Raw genomic sequence first — 21,259 nt, 5'->3', positions numbered from 1 at the left:
ATCGGGTCAGGTCAGGTCAGGACGGGTCAGGACGGGACGGTCAGGGGCACGAGGGCTGTCGGGCGGATGATGAGGGCCGGTGTGATCAGCGCGAGTGTGATCAGTGCCGGGGCGGTCAGGGTCGGGGCGGTCAGGGGGTCGGCGAAGGGAAGGCGGTCTCATGCAGGTCGAGGAAGCCCGGCGGCTGTTGGCGGAACGGCTGGGCGGCGGGCCGGCGCCGCCGTCGCCCGAGTCGGCACGCGCGGTGACCGCCCGGCTGGCACACCCCGATACGCTCGGTCCGCTGGTGCGCCGATTATCCGCCGGCGATCTGGACCTGGCGGAGTGCACCCGGCTCTCGTACCGCCATGTGCTGGGCTTCGACAAGCTGTTGCTGCTGGCCGGCGCCCCGCGGTTCATGCTGCGGGTCCATTTCTGGCACGGCAGGACCGGCCCGGCCCCCGAGGACATTCACAACCACCGGTGCGCGATCGCCTCGGCGGTGCTGCGCGGAAGCGTCCGGATGGAGTGCTACGAGCCGGCCGCGGACGGCGTACCCGCGACCGCCTACCAGGAGACGATCGACGGCCCCGGCGGCGCCTGGCGGCTCCAGCGGGTCGGGGACGCACGCCTGCGGCTCCTGTGCACGGAGCAGTACGGCCCCGGCCGGAGCTACGGCCTGGCCGCCCGTACGCTGCACCGGGTGGTGAGCGAGGGGCCGACGGTGACGCTGTTCCTGGAGACCGCCCCACAAAGGTCGGTGACCGATGTGTACGTCAGGAACAGCAGCCACGTCACGAGCACCGGGACCGGGCGCAGCGACTCCGCCTCGGACGGCGGCCCCGCCACGTACAGAACTTCCGCCACCGCCGGAGGTTCCGTCACGGACACCGGTTCCGTCACGGACATCGGCGATGACCGGATCACCGACCACGACCGAAGCAGCGGCGACGACCGAAGCGGTGGCGACAGCCGGACCGTCGGCGATATCAGGACCGGCGGCGCCGAGCGGGCCGGTCCGCCGCCCAAGACTCCGCTGCCGCCGGCCGTCTATCTTGCCGAACTCGACGCGCTGGCAAGGTCTTTGGGCTACTGAAGGCCGGTGGCGCCGGGTAGCGGATGCGGGCCGTCATGGCGTGGAGCCCGGCCGCGTCCAGCCGGCCGGCGAGCGCCTGGCGGATCACCTCGAGGTTGTAGGCGTCCACCCCGATCTCCGCCAGTTCGGCGGGCCGTGCCCACAGATAGGCCTGATCCGGGCTGGGCAGGACGACATCCAGCGTCAGCGGCCGGACGATGAAGTTCTCCTGGTGGTTGTGGACACGGCGGCCCCGATAGTCGCTCAGGAAGCTGGACGAGCCGGTGTGCGCGACGATGGTGCCGAGGATTCCGGTCTCTTCCTTCAGCTCCCGCAGGGCACCGCTCTCGGCGGACTCCCCGCGATCGAGCTTCCCGCACGGCACGCCCCACGCGCCGGGCAGAAAGCGCTCGCGGTAGCTGCGGCGCACGATCAGCACACAGGCCTCGTGCACCACCACCGCCGCGGCCAGATGGGTATCGGCTGCAATCTGGTTCATCGGACATCTCGCAATCCGAAGAGACGGGCACAGGCCCGTGGCGGAGGTCCACCGTACCGACGATGACGCAGCTACGGGCCGGTTCCGGGGCACCCGCCGGAGCACCGTGAGGCGGCTACCCCCGCGGGGAAACCGGGCGCTCGAAGAAGGTCTCCAACGAGATGATCGCCTGGGTTCCGCTGACCCCCTCGATCGCATACAGCCTGCGCAGGACGTCCTGAAGCCCCTCGGTGGTGGCGGTTCGCACCTTCACCAGGACGGAGGCGCTGCCCGCGATCACATGTGCCTCCTGGATCTCGGGGACGGCAAGGAAGGCGGCGGCCGAATCGCCCATCCATGCCGAGGACTCGACCATGACGAACGCCAGGACTCCGCGGCCGAGGGCAGCGGGGTCCACGTCCACGGTCGTACGCCGGATCACTCCGCGCTCCCTGAGCTTGCGGACCCGCTCATGGGCGGCACCGGCCGAGAGGCCGACCGCCTTGCCGAGCGCCGCATAGGCCTGGGTGGCGTCCTGTTGGAGCAGGGCAACGAGTTCACGGTCGACGTCATCCATGCTTGCCACCATATCTCGTTCCGAGATATCACTACACTGCTGAATGTGGTTCAGGTCCTCACTCAGAGAGGCTTAACGTGTCTGATTCCCTGGCGACTTCGCCATACGAGATACTGGACGACCGCTTCCGGACCGGAAGGTGCGCGAACGGCGACGCACGCCTGGAGACGCTGCACGAGAACTGCCGCTGGGCCGAGGGCCCGGTCTATCTGCCCGCCTGGCGTCAGTTGATCTGGAGCGACATCCCCAACGACCGGATGCTGCGCTGGGACGAACCGACCGGCACGGTCGGCGTCTTCCGTTCCCCGGCCGGACACAGCAACGGCAACACCCTCGACGGGCAGTCCCGGCTGATCAGCTGCGAACAGGGCAACCGCCGCGTCACCCGCACCGAGCACGACGGAACCCTCACGGTGCTGGCCGACCGCTTCGAAGGCAAGCGGCTCAACAGCCCGAACGATGCGGTCGTGCACTCCGACGGCACCCTCTGGTTCTCCGATCCGGACTTCGGAATCACCAGCGACTACGAGGGCCACCGCGCCGAGAGCGAGATCGGCGCCTGCCATGTCTATCGGATCGATCCGTCGACGGGCGCCGTCACCCTTGCCGCGGACGGCTTCGGCGGGCCGAACGGGCTGGTCCTCTCCCCCGACGAAGAGCAGTTGTACGTCTCGGACACCCGCGCCGGTCAGATCCGGGTCTTCGACGTACGGGCGGACCGGTCGCTCTCGGAGGGCAGGGTCTTCGCCGAAACCACCGACGGCGAGAGCCGGTTCGACAACATCCGCTTCGATGACGAGGGCCGGCTGTGGGCGGCCGCCATGGCCGGCGGGGTGCACTGCTACGCCCCGGACGGCACCCTGATCGGGCGGCTCCGCGTCCCCGAGGCGGTCTCCAACATCGCCTTCGGCGGCCCGAAGAACAACCGCCTCTTCATCACGGCGACGACCACGCTGTACTCACTGGTGATGTCGGTGACGGGGGCGCCCCGGATCCGCCGCCCGCGCTGATTCCGCGCATCGTCGCGGAACGGCCCGAGCCTGGTGGTGACGACACCAGGCTCGGCCCGTACTCCCCAGTCACCGCCCCGTGCCGTCACGCTGGCTGTCATGAACCCACGCACCACCTTGATCACAGGCGCCACCCAGGGGCTGGGCCGCGGCCTCGCGCTCGACCTCGCCGCCCGCGGCGGCACCGTCCTGCTGCACGGCCGCGACCGCAGCCGTCTGGAGCACGTGGCGGCCGAAGTACGGGCCGCCGCCCCTCGGTCCACTGTCCGCACCTACCTTGCCGATCTGGCCGACCTCGGCCAGGTGCACGCGATGGCGGCGCGGATCCGTGCGGCGGAGCCCCGGCTCGACGGCTTGATCAACAACGCCGTCGCGGGCGGTGGCACCGAGCCGCTCAAGCGCGAACTGAGCCACCAGGGACACGAGTTGCGGTTCGCCGTGAACCACCTCGCCCCGTACGCCCTCACCCGCGATCTGCTGCCGCTGCTGACCGCCTCGGCACCCGCCCGCGTGGTCAACGTCGCCTCGATCGGGCAGGAGGCCCTCGACTTCGACGACCTCATGCTGGAGCGGGACTACGAAGGACTGCGCGCCTACTGCAAGAGCAAGCTCGCCCTGATCATGGCGACCTTCCACCTGGCCGCCGAGCTGGAGGGCACCGGCGTCACGGTGAACACCCTCCATCCGGCCCATCTGATGGACACCGCCGGTGTGCGCGCGTACGGCCTGACACCGGTCACCGGTATCGACGAGGGCGTACGCCCCACCGTCCGGCTGCTCATCGACCCGGACCTCGCCGCCACCACGGGCCGCTACTTCGACCAGTTCACCGACACCCGGGCACACGCCCAGGCGTACGACACCGAGGCCCGGGAGCGCCTGATGAAGCTGACGCACGCCCTCATCGACCAGGACTGACCGGCCGGATCGCGGCGGCACGTGCATGCACGGCCCGCCGCGCCCAGGCCACGACATCGCGCCGCGCGTGAGGCCTGCCGCCCGCAGAGCGGTGAGGCGACAAGGGTGACCCTGGTCTTGGTAGGCATCGGATGCGTACCAAGACCAGAGGTCTGGGTAGCCCTCGCGGCCGCCCGCAGACTCTCTGTCATCGCCACCGGGCGCACGGCAGAGAGGCAGCAGCAGCATGAACCGCACCGTCACCGGCCACGCCGACTCCCCCTTCTGGAGGGCCGGTTGGTCCGCCGCCGTACAGCGCCCCAGCGAGGGGTTCCACAAGAACTGGGCGCTGGAGGGGTTCGCCGACCAGACCGTGCGCCAGATCGTGCGGGTCACCGGCTCCGGCACCTCGGCCCGTATCAAGCTCTCCCACCGCTACGGGACCACGCCGCTGGAGGTGTCCGGTGCCACGATCGCCCGTACGGGCCAGGGGGCGGCCGAGCAGGCCGGCACGGTTCGGCGGCTCACCTTCGGCGGGGCCCATGCGGTGCGGATTCCGGCAGGCGGCGAGATCTACAGCGACGCCGCGGAGTTGAGCGTGGCGCCGTTCGACTCGGTGACGGTGTCGCTCCACTTCGCACGGCCGACCGGCCCCGCCTCGTTCCACGCCCAGGCGTACGCCACCACGTACCGGGCCGCGGGCGACCGGCTCGCCGCGGCCGATCCGGTCGTGTTCAGTGAGACGACGGTGTCCTGGTACTACCTCGCCGCCGTGGAGCTGACGGACGGCACTCCGGCGCGGGACGACACGGTGGTGGTCTTCGGTGACTCCCTCACGGACGGGTTCGCCTCGACCATCGACGGCAACCACCGCTACTCGGACGCGCTGGCCGAGCGGCTGGCCGACCGGGGCATTCCACGCCCCGTGCTCAATCAGGGCATCGGAGGGAATCTGCTGCTCAGCGACTCGGCATGGTTCGGCGAGCGGGCCGGGGGCCGCTTCCGCCGCGATGTGCTCGGCCAGCCGGGGGTGTGCGCGGCGGTGGTGCTGGTGGGCCTCAACGACATCGGCTTCAGCGAGGTCGAGCTGCTGACGTACCGGCCGAATCCGGACCGGTCGGTGGCTGAACTCATCGCCGGTTACCGCGAGTTGATCGCCATGGCGCGCGCGGCGGGCGTGCGGGTCACCGGTGGGACGATCATGCCGTTCAAGGGGGCGGAGTATCACACGCCGGCCGCCGAGGCGAAGCGCCGGGAGGTCAATGAGTGGATACGCCACGCGGGCGAGTTCGACGCGGTGGCCGACTTCGCCGCGGCGCTGGCCGATCCGGCGGACCCGGACGCGCTCGCGCCCGCCTACGACAGCGGCGACCACAAGCACCCCAACGATGCGGGCTACCGGGTCATGGCCGCCGCCGTCGACCTCGTCGCGCTCTGATCCCGGCAGCCGTCGCCCTCGGCCCGCGCATGCGCCCGGTCGACCTCCGCCAGGCGCAGCACCCGCACCCCGGTCACCTCGATCACGGCCACCGGCCGGCCGGCGGAATCGGGCATGACCGACCGGTGGCCGACGGACGGCACCGGCTCGGCACAGCGCTCGTACTCGGTCAGCAGCCCGGTCGTGGCGGTCTTGGTGCCGGAGAGCACCGCGGCGACAAGCCGGTCGCGCAACGGGCCGGGGAATCCGAGGGCGAACTCCGGGAGTTCCGGGCGGTCCTGGGGTGGGGTCATACCGCGCAGCGTAGGCGCTACCGCCGCGGGGCGCCCGTGGTCCGGCGGGCCGCGTGGGCGGTGTGCAGGGCCCAGCCGATCAGTGGGAGCTGGCCGGGCAGCCGCGCGTAGGCCAGGGCCTTGAGCGGCGCAGGGCGGTGCCGCCAGTCGTGCGCCATCTTGATGTTGGCCGGGAAGACGGCGGCGAACAGGCCGGCCGCCGCCAGGGCACCGGCCCGGCGGGTGCGCGGCAGGGCGACGGCGGCGGCGACGGCGAGTTCGGCGACACCGCTGGCGTACGTCCAGGTGCGGGGGCTGCCGGGCAGCTGCCGGGGCACGATCGCGTCGAACGGCTTCGGGGCGAGGAAGTGGAGGGTCCCCATCCCCGCCAGCAGACGGGCCAGCGCGTGGGCGGAACGGTCGTCAGCTGTCACGGAGAGCTCCCTGATCGGACGGGCAGAGGCAGAGCAGGAAGGGCAACGGGTGCCGGAACCCGCAGGCCGGGCGGCCGGGGAGTGGGTGCGGCGGCCACCCCGACCAGTGAACTGGCCGCCGCGACTCCGACCTTACCCGCGGGTCACTTACTGGGCCATCTCTTGATCGGCGGCCGGGGTGAGGTGTGCGTCACGCCGTACCAGCGCCGCATAGCGCCCGTCCGCGGCGAGCAGCTCGTCATGGGTGCCGCGCTCGGCGATCCGGCCGGCGTCCAGCACGACGATCTGGTCGGCGTCGCGGACCGTGGAGAGCCGGTGCGCGATGGTGAGGGTGGTGCGGCCCTCGGACAGCTCGTCGATGGCCTGCTGTACGGCGCGTTCGGTGCGGGTGTCCAGAGCGCTGGTCGCTTCGTCCAGGACGAGGACGGGCGGATCGCGCAGGATGGTGCGGGCGAGGGCGAGGCGCTGTTTCTCGCCGCCGGAGAAGCGGTAGCCGCGCTCGCCGACGAGGGTGTCGTAGCCGTCGGGCAGGGCGGCGATGTGGTCGTGGATCTGGGCGGCCCTGGCGGCGCGTTCGATCTCGTCGTCGGTGGCGTCCGGCTTGGCGAAGCGCAGGTTGTCGGCGACCGAGGCGTGGAAGAGGTAGGTCTCCTGGGAGACCACACCGACCGAGCGGGCGAGGCTGTCGAAGTCGAGGTCGCGGACGTCCGTGCCGTCGAGGGTGACCCGGCCGCCGGTCACGTCGTAGAGCCGTGGCACGAGATAGCTCAGGGTGCTCTTGCCGCTGCCGGTCGGTCCGACGACGGCGAGGCTGCCGCCGGCGGGGACGGTCAGATCGATGCCGTCGAGGGTGGGGGCGGCCGCGGGGTCGTAGCGGAAGCGGACGTTCTCGAAGCGGATCTCGCCGCGCGGCGCCGGGAGGCGGACCGGCTCGGCGGGCTCGGTGATGGCGACCGGCAGATCGAGGTATTCGAAGATGCGCTGGAAGAGCGCGAGCGAGGTCTGCATCTGTACGCCGGTGGACAGCAGGGAGACGGTGGGCCGCAGCAGGCCCTGCTGGAGCGAGACGAAGGCGACCAGGGTGCCGAGCGAGAAGACCGGGCCGCCGAGCCGGAGCACCATGCCCGCCGCCCAGTAGATCAGCGCGGGCATGGCGGCCATGACGATGCCGATGGTGGCCATCCGCCAGCGGCCGGCCATGTTGGCGCGGACCTCCAGGTCGACCAGGCGCTCGGACTCGTCGGCGAAGGTCTTGGTGAGGGAGTCGGCGCGGCCCATCGTGCGGCCGAGCAGGATGCCGCTGACCGAGAGGGATTCGGTGACGATCGCGGACATCGCGGCCATCTGCTTCTGCCGCTGGGTGGTGATCTTCTTGCGTTCGTTGCCGACCCGGCGGCTGATCCAGACGAAGAGCGGAAGCAGCAGCAGCGAGACGACGGTCAGCCGCCAGTCGAGGGCGAGCATCGCGCAGACGGTGGCGATGACAGAGGTCAGGTTGGATACCAGGGAGGTGGCGGTGGTGGTGACCGTCGCCTGCATTCCGCCGATGTCGTTGGCGATCCGGGACTGGACCTCGCCCGTGCGGGTGCGGGTGAAGAAGGCCAGCGGCATCCGCTGGAGTTTGGCGTAGACGGCGGTGCGCAGATCGTGCATGACGCGCTGGCCGACGGTGGTGGACAGCAGGGTCTGAAGTACGCCGAAGACGCTGGTGGTGACGGCGGTGACGATCATGCCGAGGGCGAGCAGGGTCAGCAGTCCCGTGCGCCGGCCGGGTATCGCCACGTCCAGGATCTCGCGGAGGAGGAAGGGGGAGGCGACCGAGACCAGCGACGAGGCGCCGACGAGCAGGCCGACGAGGCCCAGCCGGGCGCGGTAGGGGCGGAAGAGAGCGAGGATCCGCCGCAGCTGGACCGGCTTTTCCGGATCCTTGGGCGGTGGAGTCCACTGGGGTTCGTCGCTGCGCATGGGCTCCTTCGAGGGGTGTGGCTGCGCGGGGCAGGACAACGGACAGGCAGAGTCCGAGACAAACAACGTGGAGCCTAGCTCATTGTTACCTATGCTCACAATGAATTACGTCCTGTCATCCGCTATCCTCGCGCCATGCCCTCCCCCGAGCCGACGGTCAGCACCACCAACCTCGCCGAGCAGCTGGTACGGCTGACCCGCCGGATGCACCGCGCCCAGAAACACCACCTGGAGCACCTGGACATCGCCTTCACCCCCGCACAGTCCCGGCTGCTGCGGATCGTCGACCACTACCGCGACACCCCGCCGCGGATGGCCGACCTCGCCGAGCGGCTGGAGGTCGTACCGCGGGCGGTGACGACACTGGTGGACGCGCTGGAGGCACATGGCGCGGTGCGCCGGGTGCCCGATCCGGCCAACCGCCGGGTGGTACGGATCGAGCTGACCGGCACCGGCCGTTCCACGCTGCGCGCGTTGCGCAGCGCGCGCCGGGCCGCGGCGGAGGAGATCCTGGCCCCACTGACCGCCGATCAGCGCGAGGTGTTCGGCGACCTGCTGTCCACCCTGGTCGACGATCCGGACCGGCCGCATCGACCGGACCGACCGGACCGACCGCATTGAGCTGACGCGGAGTCAACCGGAGGAGTGCCGCATGCCCCTGCTGGAGCCGAACCCCCAGACCCTGCGCCCCACCGCCCCCGGCAGCCCCGCGCACGACCGGGTGGCCGGCCACCTGGCGTCGGGCACCCCCGAGCCACTGCGCGGTGACCTGACCGCGCTGCTCGGCCCGGACAAGGTGCTCCACAAGATCTCCGACCTGGTCCGCTACGCCTCCGACGCCAGCCCGTACCGCTTCGTCCCGCAGGTCGTGGTGGTGGCCGAGGACCTCGACGACATCTCCGCGGTCTTCTCCTACGCCCACGGAAAGGGCCGCAACGTCGTCTTCCGGGCCGCCGGGACCTCGCTCAACGGCCAGGCCCAGGGCGAGGACATCCTCGTCGACGTCCGCCGGCACTGGAGCGGGATCCAGGTGCTCGACAACGGTGCCCGCGCCCGGATCCGGCCGGGCACCACCGTGCTGCGCGCCAACACCGCCCTGGCCCGGTACGGCCGGCTGCTCGGGCCCGATCCGGCCAGCGCGCTCGCCTGCACCCTGGGCGGTGTGGTCGCCAACAACGCCTCCGGGATGACGGCCGGCACCACCCGTAACTCCTACCGGACGCTGGCCTCGGTCACCCTCGTCCTGCCGTCGGGCACGGTCGTGGACACCGCCGAACCGGACGCCGACGCGGAGCTGGCGCACGCCGAACCGGCGCTGTGCGCGGGCCTGCTGGCGCTGAAGGCGGAGATCGAGGCGGATGCGGAGCTGGTGGCCAGGATCCGCGCCAAATACCGGATCAAGAACACCAACGGCTACCGCCTGGACGCCTTTCTCGACGGCGCGACACCGGTACAGATCCTGCGCGGGCTGATGGTCGGCTCCGAGGGCACCCTCGGCTTCCTCGCCGAGACCGTCTTCGACACCCTGCCGCTGGACCGGCGCACCTCCAGCGCGCTGCTGTTCTTCCCCACGCTGAGTGCCGCGGCCGCGGCCGTCCCGCGCTTCAACGAAGCGGGTGCACGGGCCGTGGAGCTGATGGACGGCAATACGCTGCGCGCCTCGGTGAGCGTGGCCGGGGTGCCGGCCGACTGGGCGGCGCTGCCCAAGGAGACCACCGCGCTGCTGGTGGAGTTCCGGGCGCCCGACGAGGCCGCTCAGGAGGCGTACGAACGGGCCGCGGCACAAGTACTGGCGGAGCTGGAGCCGGTCGCGCCGGTCGCGTCCGTCACCAACGCCTTCACCCGCGACCCGGCAGTCATCGGCGGCTACTGGAAGGCACGCAAGGCGTTCGTGGCCGCGGTGGGCGGTACCCGGCCGTCCGGTACGACGCTGATCACGGAGGACTTCGCGGTGCCGCCGGACCGGCTCGCGGACGCCTGTACGGCCCTGCTGGAACTCCAGGTGCGGCACGGCTTCGACGCGGCGGTCGCGGGTCATGCCGCCCACGGCAATCTGCATTTCCTGCTCGCCTTCGACGCGGCGAAGCCGGCGGATGTGGCGCGCTATGCCGCGTTCATGGACGAGTTCTGCCGGCTGACGGTCCGGCGCTTCGACGGATCGCTGAAGGCCGAGCATGCCACCGGCCGGAACATCGCACCGTTCCTGGAGCTCGAATGGGGCCCGCGGGCAACGGAGTTGATGTGGCGGATCAAGCAGATCGTGGATCCGCACGGCATCCTGGCTCCGCGCATCCTGCTCGACCGTGATCCGCAGGCGCATCTGCGCGGGCTGAAGACCATCCCGGAGACCGAGGCCGTCGCCGACCCGTGCATCGAATGCGGCTTCTGCGAACCGGCCTGCCCCAGCGGAGATCTGACCACCACGCCCCGCCAGCGGATCGTGCTGCGCCGGGAAATGCTGCGCCAGCCGCCGGGCTCCCCCGTCACCACCGAGCTGCTGGACTCGTACGGCTATGACGCGGTGGACACCTGCGCCGGCGACTCGCTCTGCCGGCTGTCCTGCCCGGTGGGGATCGACACCGGCGCACTGATGAAGGACTTCCGGCACCGGCGCCACTCACCGCGCGAGGAGTGGGCTGCCGCGCAGACCGCCCGGCAGTTCAAGGCCGTCGAGAAGGCGGCGCGGCTGGCGGTGGCCGCCGCCGACCGGATCGGCGACCGGCTGACGGCGTCGCTGACCCGCGCCGCCCGCAGAGCCGTACGCCCCGACCTGGTGCCCGAGTGGCTGCCGCGGATTCCTGGCGCGGCGGCCCGTACGCTGCCCGCGACGCGGCGGGCCGGGGCGGCCGCGGTCTACTACCCCGCGTGTGTGAACCGGATCTTCGGTGAGCCCGCCGGGTATCGGGGGCCGTCGCTGCCGGAGGCGGTGGTGGCGGTGTCGCAGCGGGCGGGCCGGCCGGTGTGGATCCCGTCGGACGTGGCCGGGACCTGCTGCGCCACGATCTGGCACTCCAAGGGATACGAGCGCGGCAACGTGGTGATGGCCAACCGCATCGTCGAGGCGGCCTGGGGGTGGACGGCCGGCGGCACACTGCCGCTGGTGGTGGACGCGTCGTCGTGCACCCTGGGCCTCGCCCGGGAGGTCGTGCCGTATCTGACGCCCGACAACCGCGCGCTGCACGCCGAGCTGACGGTGGTCGACTCGGTCGTCTGGGCCGCCGAGGAGCTGCTGCCGCGGCTGGAGATTCTGCGCACGGTCGGCTCGGCGGTGCTCCATCCCACCTGTTCCATGCAGCACTTGGGGGACGAGGCGCAGCTGCGCCGGGTCGCCGAGGCGTGTGCGCGGGAGGTGGTGGTGCCGGACGACACGGGCTGCTGTGCCTTCGCCGGTGACCGCGGGATGCTGCACCGGCAGCTGACGGAGTCGGCCACCGCGAAGGAGGCTGCCGAGGTCACCTCGCGGCACTTCGACGCGCATCTGTCGGCGAACCGGATGTGCGAGATCGGCCTGGATCATGCGACGGAGGGCCGAGGCTATTACTCGGCCCTCCTGGCGTTGGAGCGGGCCACACGGCCTGTTCCTCAGCCTCCTTCCGGAGCGCACCTCAACGCGTGACGTGCAGCGCCACCGCTCCCTTGGCCGGAACCGAGAGCTGCGCCTTCCCGTCGTCGCCGACCGTGACCGTGTGGCCGTCACACGAGGACGGTGCGGCCGCGACGACATTGCAGTACGTGCCGGCGGGCAGCGAGGTCGCAAACGTGCGTGGCAGCTCGGAGTCCCCGTTGTTGAGCGCCACGAACCCCTTGCCGCCCCGGCCGAAGGCGATGGCGCTGCCCCCGTTGTCCCACCAGTCCGTCAGCTCTGCCGAGCCCACCGCGTTGCGGAACCCCACCATGCCCGTGATGGCCTGCTTGGCATGCTGGTTGGTCCAGCCGCCGCTGCCGCTGGGCGGTCCGGCGTCCTTGTCGGACCACTCGTAGCCGGAGTAGACGTTCGGTGAGCCGTAGGGCGAGGCGAGCATGAAGACGTTGGCGAGGGTGTGGGCGGCGCCGTCCTTGTAGGTCAGCGTGGAACCGTTGCGCTCGGTGTCCCAGTTGTCGACGAAGGTGCGGGCCCTGTCGCTGCCGAGCTTGCCGTCCGCGACGGACTTGAGCTGAGCGAGGTTGCCGCCCTGGAAGGCGCTCTTGAGGTGGCTGCCGTAGCGGAATTCGTCGACATCGCCGGTGCCGGTGTACTCCTCGGGCCGGACCGCTTCGCCGGCGCCGGAGATGACCTCCTGCACCCAGTAACCCGGGTCGCGCATCTTGCCCTTGATGGCGGCGAGGTCGGTGGCGGAGAGGTGCTTGGCGGCGTCCACCCGGAACCCGTCCACGCCCAGCGACCGCAGGTCGTCGAGGTACTTGGCGAGGGTGGTGCGGACGTGGTCGCTGCCGGTGTCGAGGTCGGCGAGCCCGACGAGTTCGCAGTTCTGGACGTCGTCGCGGTCGGTGTAGTCGGAGATGCTCTTGCGGCAGCCGTGGAAGTCCTGGTCCTGGTAGTAGCCCGGGTAGTGGTACTTGGTGTACTGGGTGCCGCCGGTGCCCGTACCGGATCCGGCCGCCATGTGGTTGATGACGGCGTCGGCGATGACCTTGACGCCCGCGCCGTGGCAGGCGCTGACCATCGAGGCGAACGCGGTCCGGTCGCCCAGCCGTCCGGCAATCTTGTAGCTGACAGGCTGGTACGAGGTCCACCACTGGTCGCCCTGGATGTGCTCGGAGGCGGGTGAGACCTCGACATAGCCGTAGCCGGCCGGGCCCAGCTGATCGCCACAGGCCTTGGCGACATCCGCGTACTTCCACTCGAACAGCGTGGCGGTGACGGTCTTTTCACCGGGCGGGGCGGCCTGGGAGGACCACGGCGCGAAGGTGGCGAGGCCGGCCGCGGCCAGCACTCCGGCCAGCGCCCCGCCCAGCACACGGGAACGTTGCTGCATCTTGCGGCTCCTTCGTCATGGGGCACGGCAGGGCACACCGCGCCCACGAGTGCAGCCACGCGCCGGGCCGCCATGGGGGGATTCGCCTCGGAGCCTGCCGTTTACCTCGCGGACACGTCAAGGCTTTCTGCAAGGGTTTTCAGCGGCTTGCGAAAGGTACTGGCGGCGGCACCCTCGGTGTTGCCATGAGCCGTCCGGTATTGCGGCAAAGAGTCCAAGAGTGCCGCATCAAGAGTCCAATCGGCCCTCTTGTGCCTCAGGCCGTCGGCCGACAGGGTCCTGACCGAGGTTCACGTATGCCCCGGCACGCCAGCGCTCCCCTGGAGGACCGATGAACGAGGCACCATCGCAGAACCACGACCACAACGAGGCGGGCCCGAGCCGCCGTTCGGTCCTGTGGACCGCCGGTGCGGCGGGCGCCGGACTGGGGCTCGGCGGCCTCGCGTCCGGGACGGCAGCGGCGGCCGCCCCCACCGCGGCCGGCTCCGCGACGGCCGCCGCCGCATCCTCCGACACCAAGGCCAGAACCATGATCGGGGTGCCGTTCGAGCGGCGCAGCACCGTACGCGTCGGCATCGTCGGGCTCGGCAACCGCGGCGGCAGCATGATCGATCTCTTTCTCGCGATGCCGGGCGTCCGCGTCGTCGCCCTGTGCGACCCGGTGAAGGAAAAGACCGCCAAGGCCGCCAAGAAGGTCACCGCCGCGGGACAGCCCGCACCCGCCGTCTACACCAACGGCGACCACGACTTCGAGAACCTCTGCAAGCGCGGCGACATCGACTTCGTCTACGCGGCCACGCCCTGGGACTGGCACTTCGAGATGGCGAAGACGGCCATGCTCAACGGCAAGCATGTGGGCGTGGAATGCCCCCTCGCGCTGCGCCTGGACCAGCTGTGGGAGCTGGTCCATCTCTCCGAGCGCACCCGCAGACACTGTATGCAGCTGGAGAACTGCTGTTACGGCAAGAACGAGATGCGGGTGCTGCGGATGGCGCACGCGGGGCTGTTCGGCGATCTGCTGCACGGCGCCGGTGGGTACAACCACGATCTGCGCGGCCTGATGTTCGATCCCAAGTACTACGAGGGGCCATGGCGCCGGCTGTGGCACACCCGGCTGCGCGGCGACCTCTACCCCAACCACGGGTTCGGTCCGGTCGCCAACTACATGGACGTCAACCGCGGCGACCGCGCCGTTCGGATCTCCAGCTTCGGCACCCCCGCGCTCGGCCTCGCCGCCTACCGCAAGGAGCACATGCCGGCGAACGACCCGAGCTGGAAGGAGTCGTACATCGAGAGCGACCGGACGATCAGCCTCGTCCAGACCGCCAAGGGCCGGGTGATCCGGCTGGAGCACGATGTCTCCACCCCGCACCCCTACAGCCGCATCAACAGCCTCGGCGGCACCAAGGGCGTCTTCGAGGACTACCCCGAGCGGATCTACCTGGAGCCGGACCAGAGCAATGACGAGTGGGGCGACTTCGCCAAGTACGCGGAGTGGGACCACTGGCTCTGGAAGGAGCACGCCAATCCGCCCGGCGGGCACGGCGGCATGGACTACATGCTGGTCTTCCGGCTGATGCAGTGCATGCGGCTCGGCCTCGTACCGGACTTCGACGTCTATGACGCGGCAACCTGGACCGCGCCGGTGCCGCTGAGCGATCTCTCGATCAAGGCGAACGGCGCCCCGCAGGAGATTCCCGACTTCACCCGTGGGCTGTGGAAGAAGGCGCGGCCGGGGATGGATTCGCAGAAGCCGGAGGAGTAAGGGCCCCGGCGCCGTGGGGCCCGGCGGGCGGCTGTGCGCCCGCCGGGCCCGTCGCGTCAGGTGTCGCGGGTGGTGACGGAGGCGGCGCCCGGCCCGGCCGCCGCCTCCCGCGGCTTCGCCGCATCCGCCGTCGCCGGTTCCGCCGCCCGCTCCTGCTCCGCCGGGCGGTCGGGCTGCGCGGTGGCCGGCAGCTCGCCGTTCAGGACCTTCTTCGCCGTCACCCGGTCCAGTGCGCCCTCCCAGCGGGACACCGCGAAGACCGCGACACAGTTGCCGAGCAGATTGGTCGCCACCCGCATCGAGTCCATGATCCGGTCGACACCGAGCAGCAGGGCGACCGCGGCGGCCGGGATGACGCCCAGCGCGGAGGCCGTCGCGGACAGCGCGAGGAATGCCGAACCCGGCACGCCCGCCATGCCCTTGCTGGTCAGCATCAGTACCAGCACCACGGTGATCTGCTGGCCGAGCGACAGATCGACACCGATCGCCTGGGCGATGAAGAGCGTGCCGATGGAGAGATAGATCGAGGCGCCGTCGAGGTTGAAGGAGTAGCCGGTCGGCAGCACCAGCCCCACCGCATCGTCCCGGCAGCCCGCGGCGCGCAGCTTCTGCATCATCCGCGGCATCACGGTCTCGCTGGAGCCGGTGCCGAGCGCCAGCAGCAGCTCCTCGCGGGTGTAGCGGACGAACTTCCACAGGCTCAGTCCGGTGACGGCCTTGAGCGCGCAGCCGAGCAGCACGAGGAAGACCAGCGCGACGCCGTAACAGACCGCGATCAGCTTGCCGTATGTCGACATCGCGCCCAGGCCGTACTCCCCCACCAGGTGGGCGGTGGCACCGAGGACCGCGAGCGGGGCGAGCTTCATGAGGAAGCCGACGATGGTGAACACGACGTCCTGAGCCTGCTCGATCACCGGCAGGATCTGCGGCACCTTCTTCTGCCCGAGGTGCAGCAGCGCGGCGCCCACCAGGCAGGCCAGCACCAGGACTTGCAGCAGCGAGTTCTCGGCGAACGCGCCGACCGCGCTGTCCGGCAGCGACTCCAGGACGAACTGGGCGGCGGAGGGCAGCTGGCCGCCTCCCGTCTTGGCGTCCACCGCGCCCTTGTCCAGGGACGCCGGGTCGATATGCATCCCGGCGCCGGGCGCGAAGACATTGCCGGCCAGCAGACCGACGACGAGCGCGATGCTGGTCGCCACCTCGAACCAGATCAGGGCCTTGACCCCGATCCGGCCAAAGGCCTTGAGATCACCCGCCTTGGTGATCCCGGCGACGACGACGCAGAAGACCAGCGGCGCGATCATCGCCTTGATCAGACGGACGAAGCCGTCACCGAGCGGCTGGAGCGACGCCCCCGCCTGCGGCCACAGGCGCCCGACGAGCACACCGAGGACCAGGGCGACGAGTACCTGCGTGAACAGGCTGGTGCGCAGGAAGCGGCCTGCGCGGCGGGTGAGGCTTGCGGTGGCGTGCGGCACGGGCACTCCTCCATGGACGGATTCTGTGATGCGGAAGTGGACTTCCGCGATCCGTCACTATGGTCGCTTGTTGTTCACCACGAAAGAGGTCCGTGTAACTTCCTGGGAAATCTTGGAGCTTGATCCAAGGGGCAGCGCACGGGCCATCCACTTTCGGGCAGGGGTGACCGCCGCGTCCACTTCCTCCTGCTTTGCCGTGCCGCGTGGCGCCGCGCCCCGTGAGCCCGCGCGCCCCCGCCACCCGCGTACCCGTTGACCCGCGCGCGCCTCGTCTGCGCGCCGCGCCCGTACGCTCAGGCCGCCAGGTGCGCCTTGTCCCCCATGACCACCACCGGGTGCCGCGCCGGGTCGAGGGCGCGCAGCAGTGCCTGCATCCCGGACTTCGGAACGCTGACGCACGCGGACGTTCCGCTGCCGTGGTCCATGTGCAACCAGACCCCGCCCCCCTTGGACTGCCCCTGCGGGCGGGTCGGGTCCAGCGGGGAGGTCCCCTTGACGCGGTTGTAGTTGATCGCGACGACGTAGTCGAAGTCGTGACGGGTGTTCTTGGACCAGTACGACGGCGGGGTGAACGCCGATGAGTGCGTATAGGGCAGCTTGGCACCGGGATCCGCCAGCACGCCGCCCGCATCGGTCAGGGGGAAGACTCCGACGGGGCTGCGCTTGTCCCCTTCGTGATGATCCGCCGTCCAGCCGCGACGGCCGTTGTGCGCGTCCCAACTCCCCTTGCGGTCCCAGCCCTTGGGGCCCTTGTCGTAGAGGACGACGGTGGCGTCGGCGGAGTTCACGTCCTTGCCGTAGACGGCCACGACCTGCCGGGAGCCGGCCGGGAGCCGCGAGCGCAGGGCGGTACCGACCTCGGGGATGTTCTTGAGGTGGGTGGTGGCCGACGAGCCGCGTGCCGGACCGCCTGGGCGCTCCCCCTTGCCCGCGCCGTCACCCTTGCCGTCACCGTGGCGGCCGCCGCTCGCACCGCCTCCGCAGCCCGCCAGAAGAACCAGCCCCGCAGCGGCCATCGCCGCCGTCCGCATCGCACCGACCGCTGTTCGCATGCCCCCATGGTCGCACCGTCCGGCTGACGACCGTTCAGCACCCGGCCACCGCCCACCGGCCGCCGCACGATTGTCCGAATCGCATGGCCACAGCGGAAAAACCGTTTGAAATCAACCCAGGGCGCGGGCCAATCTTCCAGGACCTCGGCCGGAGGCGAGACGGGCGAGAGGGGCATTTCGGCTGCCGGGACGTCCTGTTGCCGACCACCCACCACGACTTCGCCTGGGACATCATGCACATTCGCGATCTTCCGCATCCCGACCCGGGCGTCCCGGACGTCCGTACGGGCGGCGCCTTCCTGCTGTGGCTCTACAAACAACAGCTCGGCGGACAGCTCAAGGCCCTCGCCTGGGGGCTGGTGAACGTCGGCGCCATCGCCGCCTCACCGCTGCCGGTGGGGCTCGCCGTGCAGGCCGTCGTGGACCGCGACGGCGGCCGGCTGCTCCTGGCCGGCGGCCTGATCATGGCCTTGGGCGTACTCATCGCCCTCGGCGGCACCATGCTCCACCGCGAGGCCGTCACCAACTGGATCACCGCCGTCGCCCGGATGCAGCAGCTCCTCGCCCGCAAGACCACGGAACTGGGGTCGGCCATGACCCGACGGGTGGCGGCCGGTGAGATCGTCGCCGTAAGCACCGGCGACCTGGAGAAGATCGGCTGGTTCGTCGAGGCGGTCTCCCGGTTCGGCGCCTCCGCGGTCACCACGGTCGCCGTCGCCATCGCCGTGGCCGTCTACCAGCCGGAACTGGGAGTGCTGGTAGCCGTCGGCGTACCGGTCATGGCGCTGGCCGTGCTGCCGTTGCTGCCGCCCGCCACCCGGCGCGCCGACGCACAGCGCGAGAAGGCCGGCCGGGCCACCGAGCTGGCCTCCGACACCGTCGCCGGGCTGCGCGTACTGCGCGGCATCGGCGGCGAGGAACTCTTCCTCGGCCGCTACCGCAGCGCCTCCCAGGAGGTGCGCAAGGCCGCCGTCCGCAGCGCCCGGATGTGGTCGCTGATCTCGGCCGTCCAGGTACTGCTGCCGGGCCTGCTGCTCATCGCGGTGGTCTGGTACGGCGCCCGGCTCGCCCTCGACGGCACGATCGCCGTCGGCGACCTCGTCACCCTCTACGGCGCGGTCGCCTTCCTGCTCTTCCCTCTCCGGCACTTCGAAGAGATCGCCCAGGCCTACTCCTTCGCCAAGCCGTCGGCGAAGCGCACCGTCCGCGTACTGGCACAGACCCGGCCGTCCGGCGGCCCGGCCAGGAGCCAGGGGGCGACGCCCACCGGCGATCTGCACGACCCGGTCAGCGGCCTGACCCTTGCGGCCGGCCGGCTGACCGCGGTGGTCTGCGGCGACCCCGACACCGCGGGCCGGCTCGCCGAACGCCTCGGCGGACACCCGCCGCAGCACGACGAAGACGGTGCTGACAGGACCGGCCCGCTGTCCGTCGTCCTCGGCGGTACCCCGCTGGACGAGCTGCCGCGCGACGTCGCCCGGGAGGCAGTACTCGTCCAGGACAAGGACCCGATGCTGCTCTCGGGCACGCTCGGCGAACTGCTCGACGTACCGGCCTCCGGGCGGGTGGGCGCGACGAAGGCACTGGCCGCCGCCCAGTGCGGCGATGTGCTGACCGCACTGGCACAGGCGTCCGTCGACGATGCGGGAGACCCGATGCACACCCACATCACCGAGCGCGGCCGGTCGCTGTCCGGCGGGCAGCGGCAGCGGCTGGCACTGGCCAGATCGCTGGTCACCGACCCGGAGGTGCTGGTGCTCGACGAGCCGACCAGCGCCGTCGATGCGCACACCGAGGCCCGGATCGCCGACGGCCTGCGGGAGATCAGGACGGGGCGTACCACCGTCGTGCTCACCTCCAGCCCGCTCCTGCTGGACCGGGCCGAACAGGTGGTCTTCCTCCAGGAGGGCAAGGCCGTCGCCGAGGCCACCCATCGCGAACTGCTGCACAGCCACCCTGCCTACCGCGCGGTCGTCACCCGCGAAACGGACCCCGAGCCGGCGATGTCGACCGGCCAGACCGAGGAGAGCGCATGATCGGCCTGGCGCCGCCCGAGCACGATCCGGACGCCCCGCAGATCCTCACGACCCTGCCCGTCGGCTCACCGGCAACGGTGCGCAGCTATGTCGGGGGCCTGATCCGCCGACACCGCACGGCGTTCACCCTGCTGGTCGCCGTGAACGCGCTCGCGGTGATCGCCTCCATGGCCGGCCCGTATCTGCTCGGCGGCGTCGTCGAGAAGCTTGCCGCGGGCGCCCGGGACCTCCAACTGGAGCGCACCATCGGGCTGTTCGCCGTCGCACTGGCCGCCCAGACGGTGTTCGTCCGCCTGGTACGGCTGCGCGGGGCGATGCTCGGCGAACAGATGCTGGCGGATCTGCGCGAGGACTTCCTCGTCCGCTCCGTGGCGCTGCCGCCGGGCGTCCTGGAGCGGGCCGGTACCGGCGATCTGCTGTCGCGGATCACCACGGACATCGACCGGCTCTCCAGCGCGATGCGCGAGGCCGTACCACAGCTGGCCATCGGCGTGGGGTGGGTGGCGCTGCTGCTCGGCGGGCTGACCGTGACCGCGCCGCCGCTCGCCCTGTCCGTACTGGTCGCGCTGCCACTGCTGATCGTCGGCTGCCGCTGGTACTTCAAGCGGGCGCCCGGCGCCTATCGCTCGGAGGCGGCCGGTTATGCCGCGGTGTCCGCGGTGCTCACCGAGTCCGTGGACGCGGGACGCACGGTCGAGGCCCATCGGCTGGGCGCCCGCCGGATCGCCCTGTCGGAGCGCCGGATCCGCGAGTGGACCCAATGGGAGCGCTACACGCTTTTCCTGCGCTCGGTGCTCTTCCCCGTCGTCGATCTGACCCATGTGCTGCTCCTGGGATCGGTGTTGCTGCTCGGCGGAGCGTTCGTCATCCAGGGCTGGATCACTCCGGGACAGCTGACGACGGGGGCGCTGCTGGCGCAGATGATGATCGAGCCGGTGGGCATGATCCTGCGCTGGTACGACGAGTTGCAGGTGGCCCAGGTGTCCATCGCGCGGCTCGTCGGCGTCCGGGAGATCGAACCGGAGGCCGCCGGCACGGAGCGGCTCCCGGATGGCCGGGACGTCCGCGCCGACGGGGTGAGCTTCGGCTACCGTGCCGGCGTCGACGTACTGCGTGAGGTCTCGTTGCGGGTCCCTCCGGGAACCCGGATGGCGCTCGTCGGGCCGTCCGGCGCCGGCAAATCGACACTGGGCCGGCTGCTGGCCGGAATCTACGGTCCCCGCGTGGGCACCGTCACCCTGGGCGGGGCCGAGCTCTCCGCGATGCCGGCGGAGCGGGTCCGTGAGCAGGTGGCACTGGTCAACCAGGAACACCATGTCTTCGTCGGCTCGCTCCGCGACAATCTTCTGCTGGCGCGCGGGGGTGCCGCCGATGCCGAACTGTGGGCCGCGCTCGGCGCGGTGGACGCCGGTGACTGGGCGCGGGCCCTCGGCAAGGGGCTGGACACCGAGGTCGGCTCGGGCGGGCACACGCTGACGCCCGCCCAGGCCCAGCAGATCGCCCTGGCCCGGCTGGTGCTCGCCGATCCGCACACCCTGGTGCTGGACGAGGCGACGTCGCTGCTCGACCCGCGGGCGGCCCGCCATCTGGAGCGCTCACTGGGCAGGGTGCTGGACGGCCGTACGGTCGTGGCGATCGCGCACCGGCTGCACACCGCGCATGACGCCGATGTGATCGCGGTCGTCGAGGACGGCCGGATCAGCGAACTGGGCAGTCACGACGAACTGGTCGACGCCGATGGCGCATACGCGGCGCTCTGGCGCTCGTGGCACGGCTGAGCACGGCTGACAACGGCTGAGCACCTCCGACACGGCTGACACGGAACGG

General features: G+C 71.0%; 17 protein-coding genes. 9 read left to right on the top strand and 8 right to left on the bottom strand.

The genetic code is table 11. The annotated features are described in order from the left end of the window. Nucleotides 1–160: 160 nt before the first annotated feature. Nucleotides 161–1,075, top strand: coding sequence for a hypothetical protein (locus IF67_RS40405; protein WP_051818411.1), 915 nt, complete (start codon nt 161–163; stop codon nt 1,073–1,075). Here IF67_RS40405 and IF67_RS0121840 read toward each other — a convergent pair. Together IF67_RS0121840 and IF67_RS0121835 are read right to left on the bottom strand one after the other, a co-directional pair. Further along, nucleotides 969–1,553 (bottom strand): NUDIX hydrolase, encoded by a 585-nt coding sequence (locus IF67_RS0121840; RefSeq protein WP_063754375.1) that lies wholly within the window; start codon nt 1,551–1,553, stop codon nt 969–971. The genes IF67_RS40405 and IF67_RS0121840 overlap by 107 nt on opposite strands. 115 nt (nt 1,554–1,668) lie before the next feature. After that, nucleotides 1,669–2,109: an Lrp/AsnC family transcriptional regulator gene (locus IF67_RS0121835; RefSeq protein ID WP_030988139.1), complete on the bottom strand. Its 441-nt coding sequence runs from the start codon at nt 2,107–2,109 to the stop codon at nt 1,669–1,671. Between the two features lie 77 nt (nt 2,110–2,186). Here IF67_RS0121835 and IF67_RS0121830 point away from each other — a divergent pair, with 77 nt between their 5' ends. The 3 genes from IF67_RS0121830 to IF67_RS0121820 all read left to right on the top strand — a co-directional run bounded on the left by IF67_RS0121830 (nt 2,187) and on the right by IF67_RS0121820 (nt 5,454). After that, a complete protein-coding gene (locus tag IF67_RS0121830) occupies nt 2,187–3,119 on the top strand; it encodes an SMP-30/gluconolactonase/LRE family protein (protein WP_420708702.1) in 933 nt (310 codons plus the stop codon). Between the two features lie 99 nt (nt 3,120–3,218). Next, nucleotides 3,219–4,037 carry an SDR family NAD(P)-dependent oxidoreductase gene (locus IF67_RS0121825; protein ID WP_030988135.1) on the top strand — a complete coding sequence of 273 codons (819 nt, stop codon included), beginning with the start codon at nt 3,219–3,221 and terminating at the stop codon, nt 4,035–4,037. Nucleotides 4,038–4,263: 226 nt separating this feature from the next. Next, the gene (locus IF67_RS0121820) at nt 4,264–5,454 is read left to right on the top strand and encodes a GDSL-type esterase/lipase family protein (RefSeq protein WP_030988133.1); all 1,191 of its coding nucleotides are present in this window, start codon (nt 4,264–4,266) and stop codon (nt 5,452–5,454) included. On the opposite strand, the gene IF67_RS0121815 is transcribed toward IF67_RS0121820, so the two are convergent. From IF67_RS0121815 to IF67_RS0121805, 3 genes are all read right to left on the bottom strand, one after another. Continuing rightward, a complete protein-coding gene (locus tag IF67_RS0121815; RefSeq protein WP_078889556.1) occupies nt 5,412–5,747 on the bottom strand; it encodes an ASCH domain-containing protein in 336 nt (111 codons plus the stop codon). The two genes, IF67_RS0121820 and IF67_RS0121815, sit on opposite strands and share 43 nt — an antisense overlap. 17 nt (nt 5,748–5,764) lie before the next feature. Continuing rightward, the gene (locus IF67_RS0121810) at nt 5,765–6,160 is read right to left on the bottom strand and encodes a membrane protein (protein WP_037839680.1); all 396 of its coding nucleotides are present in this window, start codon (nt 6,158–6,160) and stop codon (nt 5,765–5,767) included. A gap of 147 nt (nt 6,161–6,307) precedes the next feature. Next, nucleotides 6,308–8,125: an ABC transporter ATP-binding protein gene (locus tag IF67_RS0121805; RefSeq protein WP_030988127.1), complete on the bottom strand. Its 1,818-nt coding sequence runs from the start codon at nt 8,123–8,125 to the stop codon at nt 6,308–6,310. 135 nt (nt 8,126–8,260) lie between these two features. On the opposite strand from IF67_RS0121805, the gene IF67_RS0121800 reads away from it, so the two are divergent. Then, entirely contained in the window at nt 8,261–8,746 is a 486-nt protein-coding gene (locus IF67_RS0121800) for a MarR family winged helix-turn-helix transcriptional regulator (RefSeq protein WP_030988126.1), read from the top strand. A 31-nt stretch (nt 8,747–8,777) separates the two neighbouring features. Continuing rightward, complete coding sequence (locus IF67_RS0121795; RefSeq protein ID WP_030988125.1) at nt 8,778–11,741, top strand: FAD-binding and (Fe-S)-binding domain-containing protein; 2,964 nt, start codon at nt 8,778–8,780, stop codon at nt 11,739–11,741. Here IF67_RS0121795 and IF67_RS0121790 read toward each other — a convergent pair. Next, on the bottom strand, nt 11,731–13,101 hold the full coding sequence (locus tag IF67_RS0121790; protein ID WP_030988124.1) for an alpha-amylase: 1,371 nt from the start codon (nt 13,099–13,101) through the stop codon (nt 11,731–11,733). The genes IF67_RS0121795 and IF67_RS0121790 overlap by 11 nt on opposite strands. Nucleotides 13,102–13,432: 331 nt before the next feature. On the opposite strand from IF67_RS0121790, the gene IF67_RS0121785 reads away from it, so the two are divergent. Next, nucleotides 13,433–14,866, top strand: coding sequence for a Gfo/Idh/MocA family protein (locus tag IF67_RS0121785; protein ID WP_030988123.1), 1,434 nt, complete (start codon nt 13,433–13,435; stop codon nt 14,864–14,866). A gap of 56 nt (nt 14,867–14,922) precedes the next feature. On the opposite strand, the gene IF67_RS0121780 is transcribed toward IF67_RS0121785, so the two are convergent. Further along, nucleotides 14,923–16,344 carry a cation:dicarboxylate symporter family transporter gene (locus IF67_RS0121780; RefSeq protein ID WP_037839679.1) on the bottom strand — a complete coding sequence of 474 codons (1,422 nt, stop codon included), beginning with the start codon at nt 16,342–16,344 and terminating at the stop codon, nt 14,923–14,925. A 293-nt stretch (nt 16,345–16,637) separates the two neighbouring features. Further along, entirely contained in the window at nt 16,638–17,396 is a 759-nt protein-coding gene (locus tag IF67_RS0121775; protein WP_051818409.1) for a hypothetical protein, read from the bottom strand. 233 nt (nt 17,397–17,629) lie between these two features. On the opposite strand from IF67_RS0121775, the gene IF67_RS0121770 reads away from it, so the two are divergent. Continuing rightward, the gene (locus IF67_RS0121770; protein WP_030988120.1) at nt 17,630–19,432 is read left to right on the top strand and encodes an ABC transporter transmembrane domain-containing protein; all 1,803 of its coding nucleotides are present in this window, start codon (nt 17,630–17,632) and stop codon (nt 19,430–19,432) included. Further along, nucleotides 19,429–21,210 carry an ABC transporter ATP-binding protein gene (locus IF67_RS0121765; protein ID WP_030988118.1) on the top strand — a complete coding sequence of 594 codons (1,782 nt, stop codon included), beginning with the start codon at nt 19,429–19,431 and terminating at the stop codon, nt 21,208–21,210. The genes IF67_RS0121770 and IF67_RS0121765 overlap by 4 nt, the downstream gene beginning before the upstream one ends. Nucleotides 21,211–21,259 lie beyond the last annotated feature (49 nt).

This window comes from Streptomyces sp. NRRL S-1813 (assembly GCF_000719605.1).
Classification (GTDB): Bacteria; Actinomycetota; Actinomycetes; order Streptomycetales; family Streptomycetaceae; genus Streptomyces; species Streptomyces decoyicus.
Note: the sequence above shows the minus strand (reverse complement) of the source record. Positions and strands in the feature narration are given on the sequence as shown.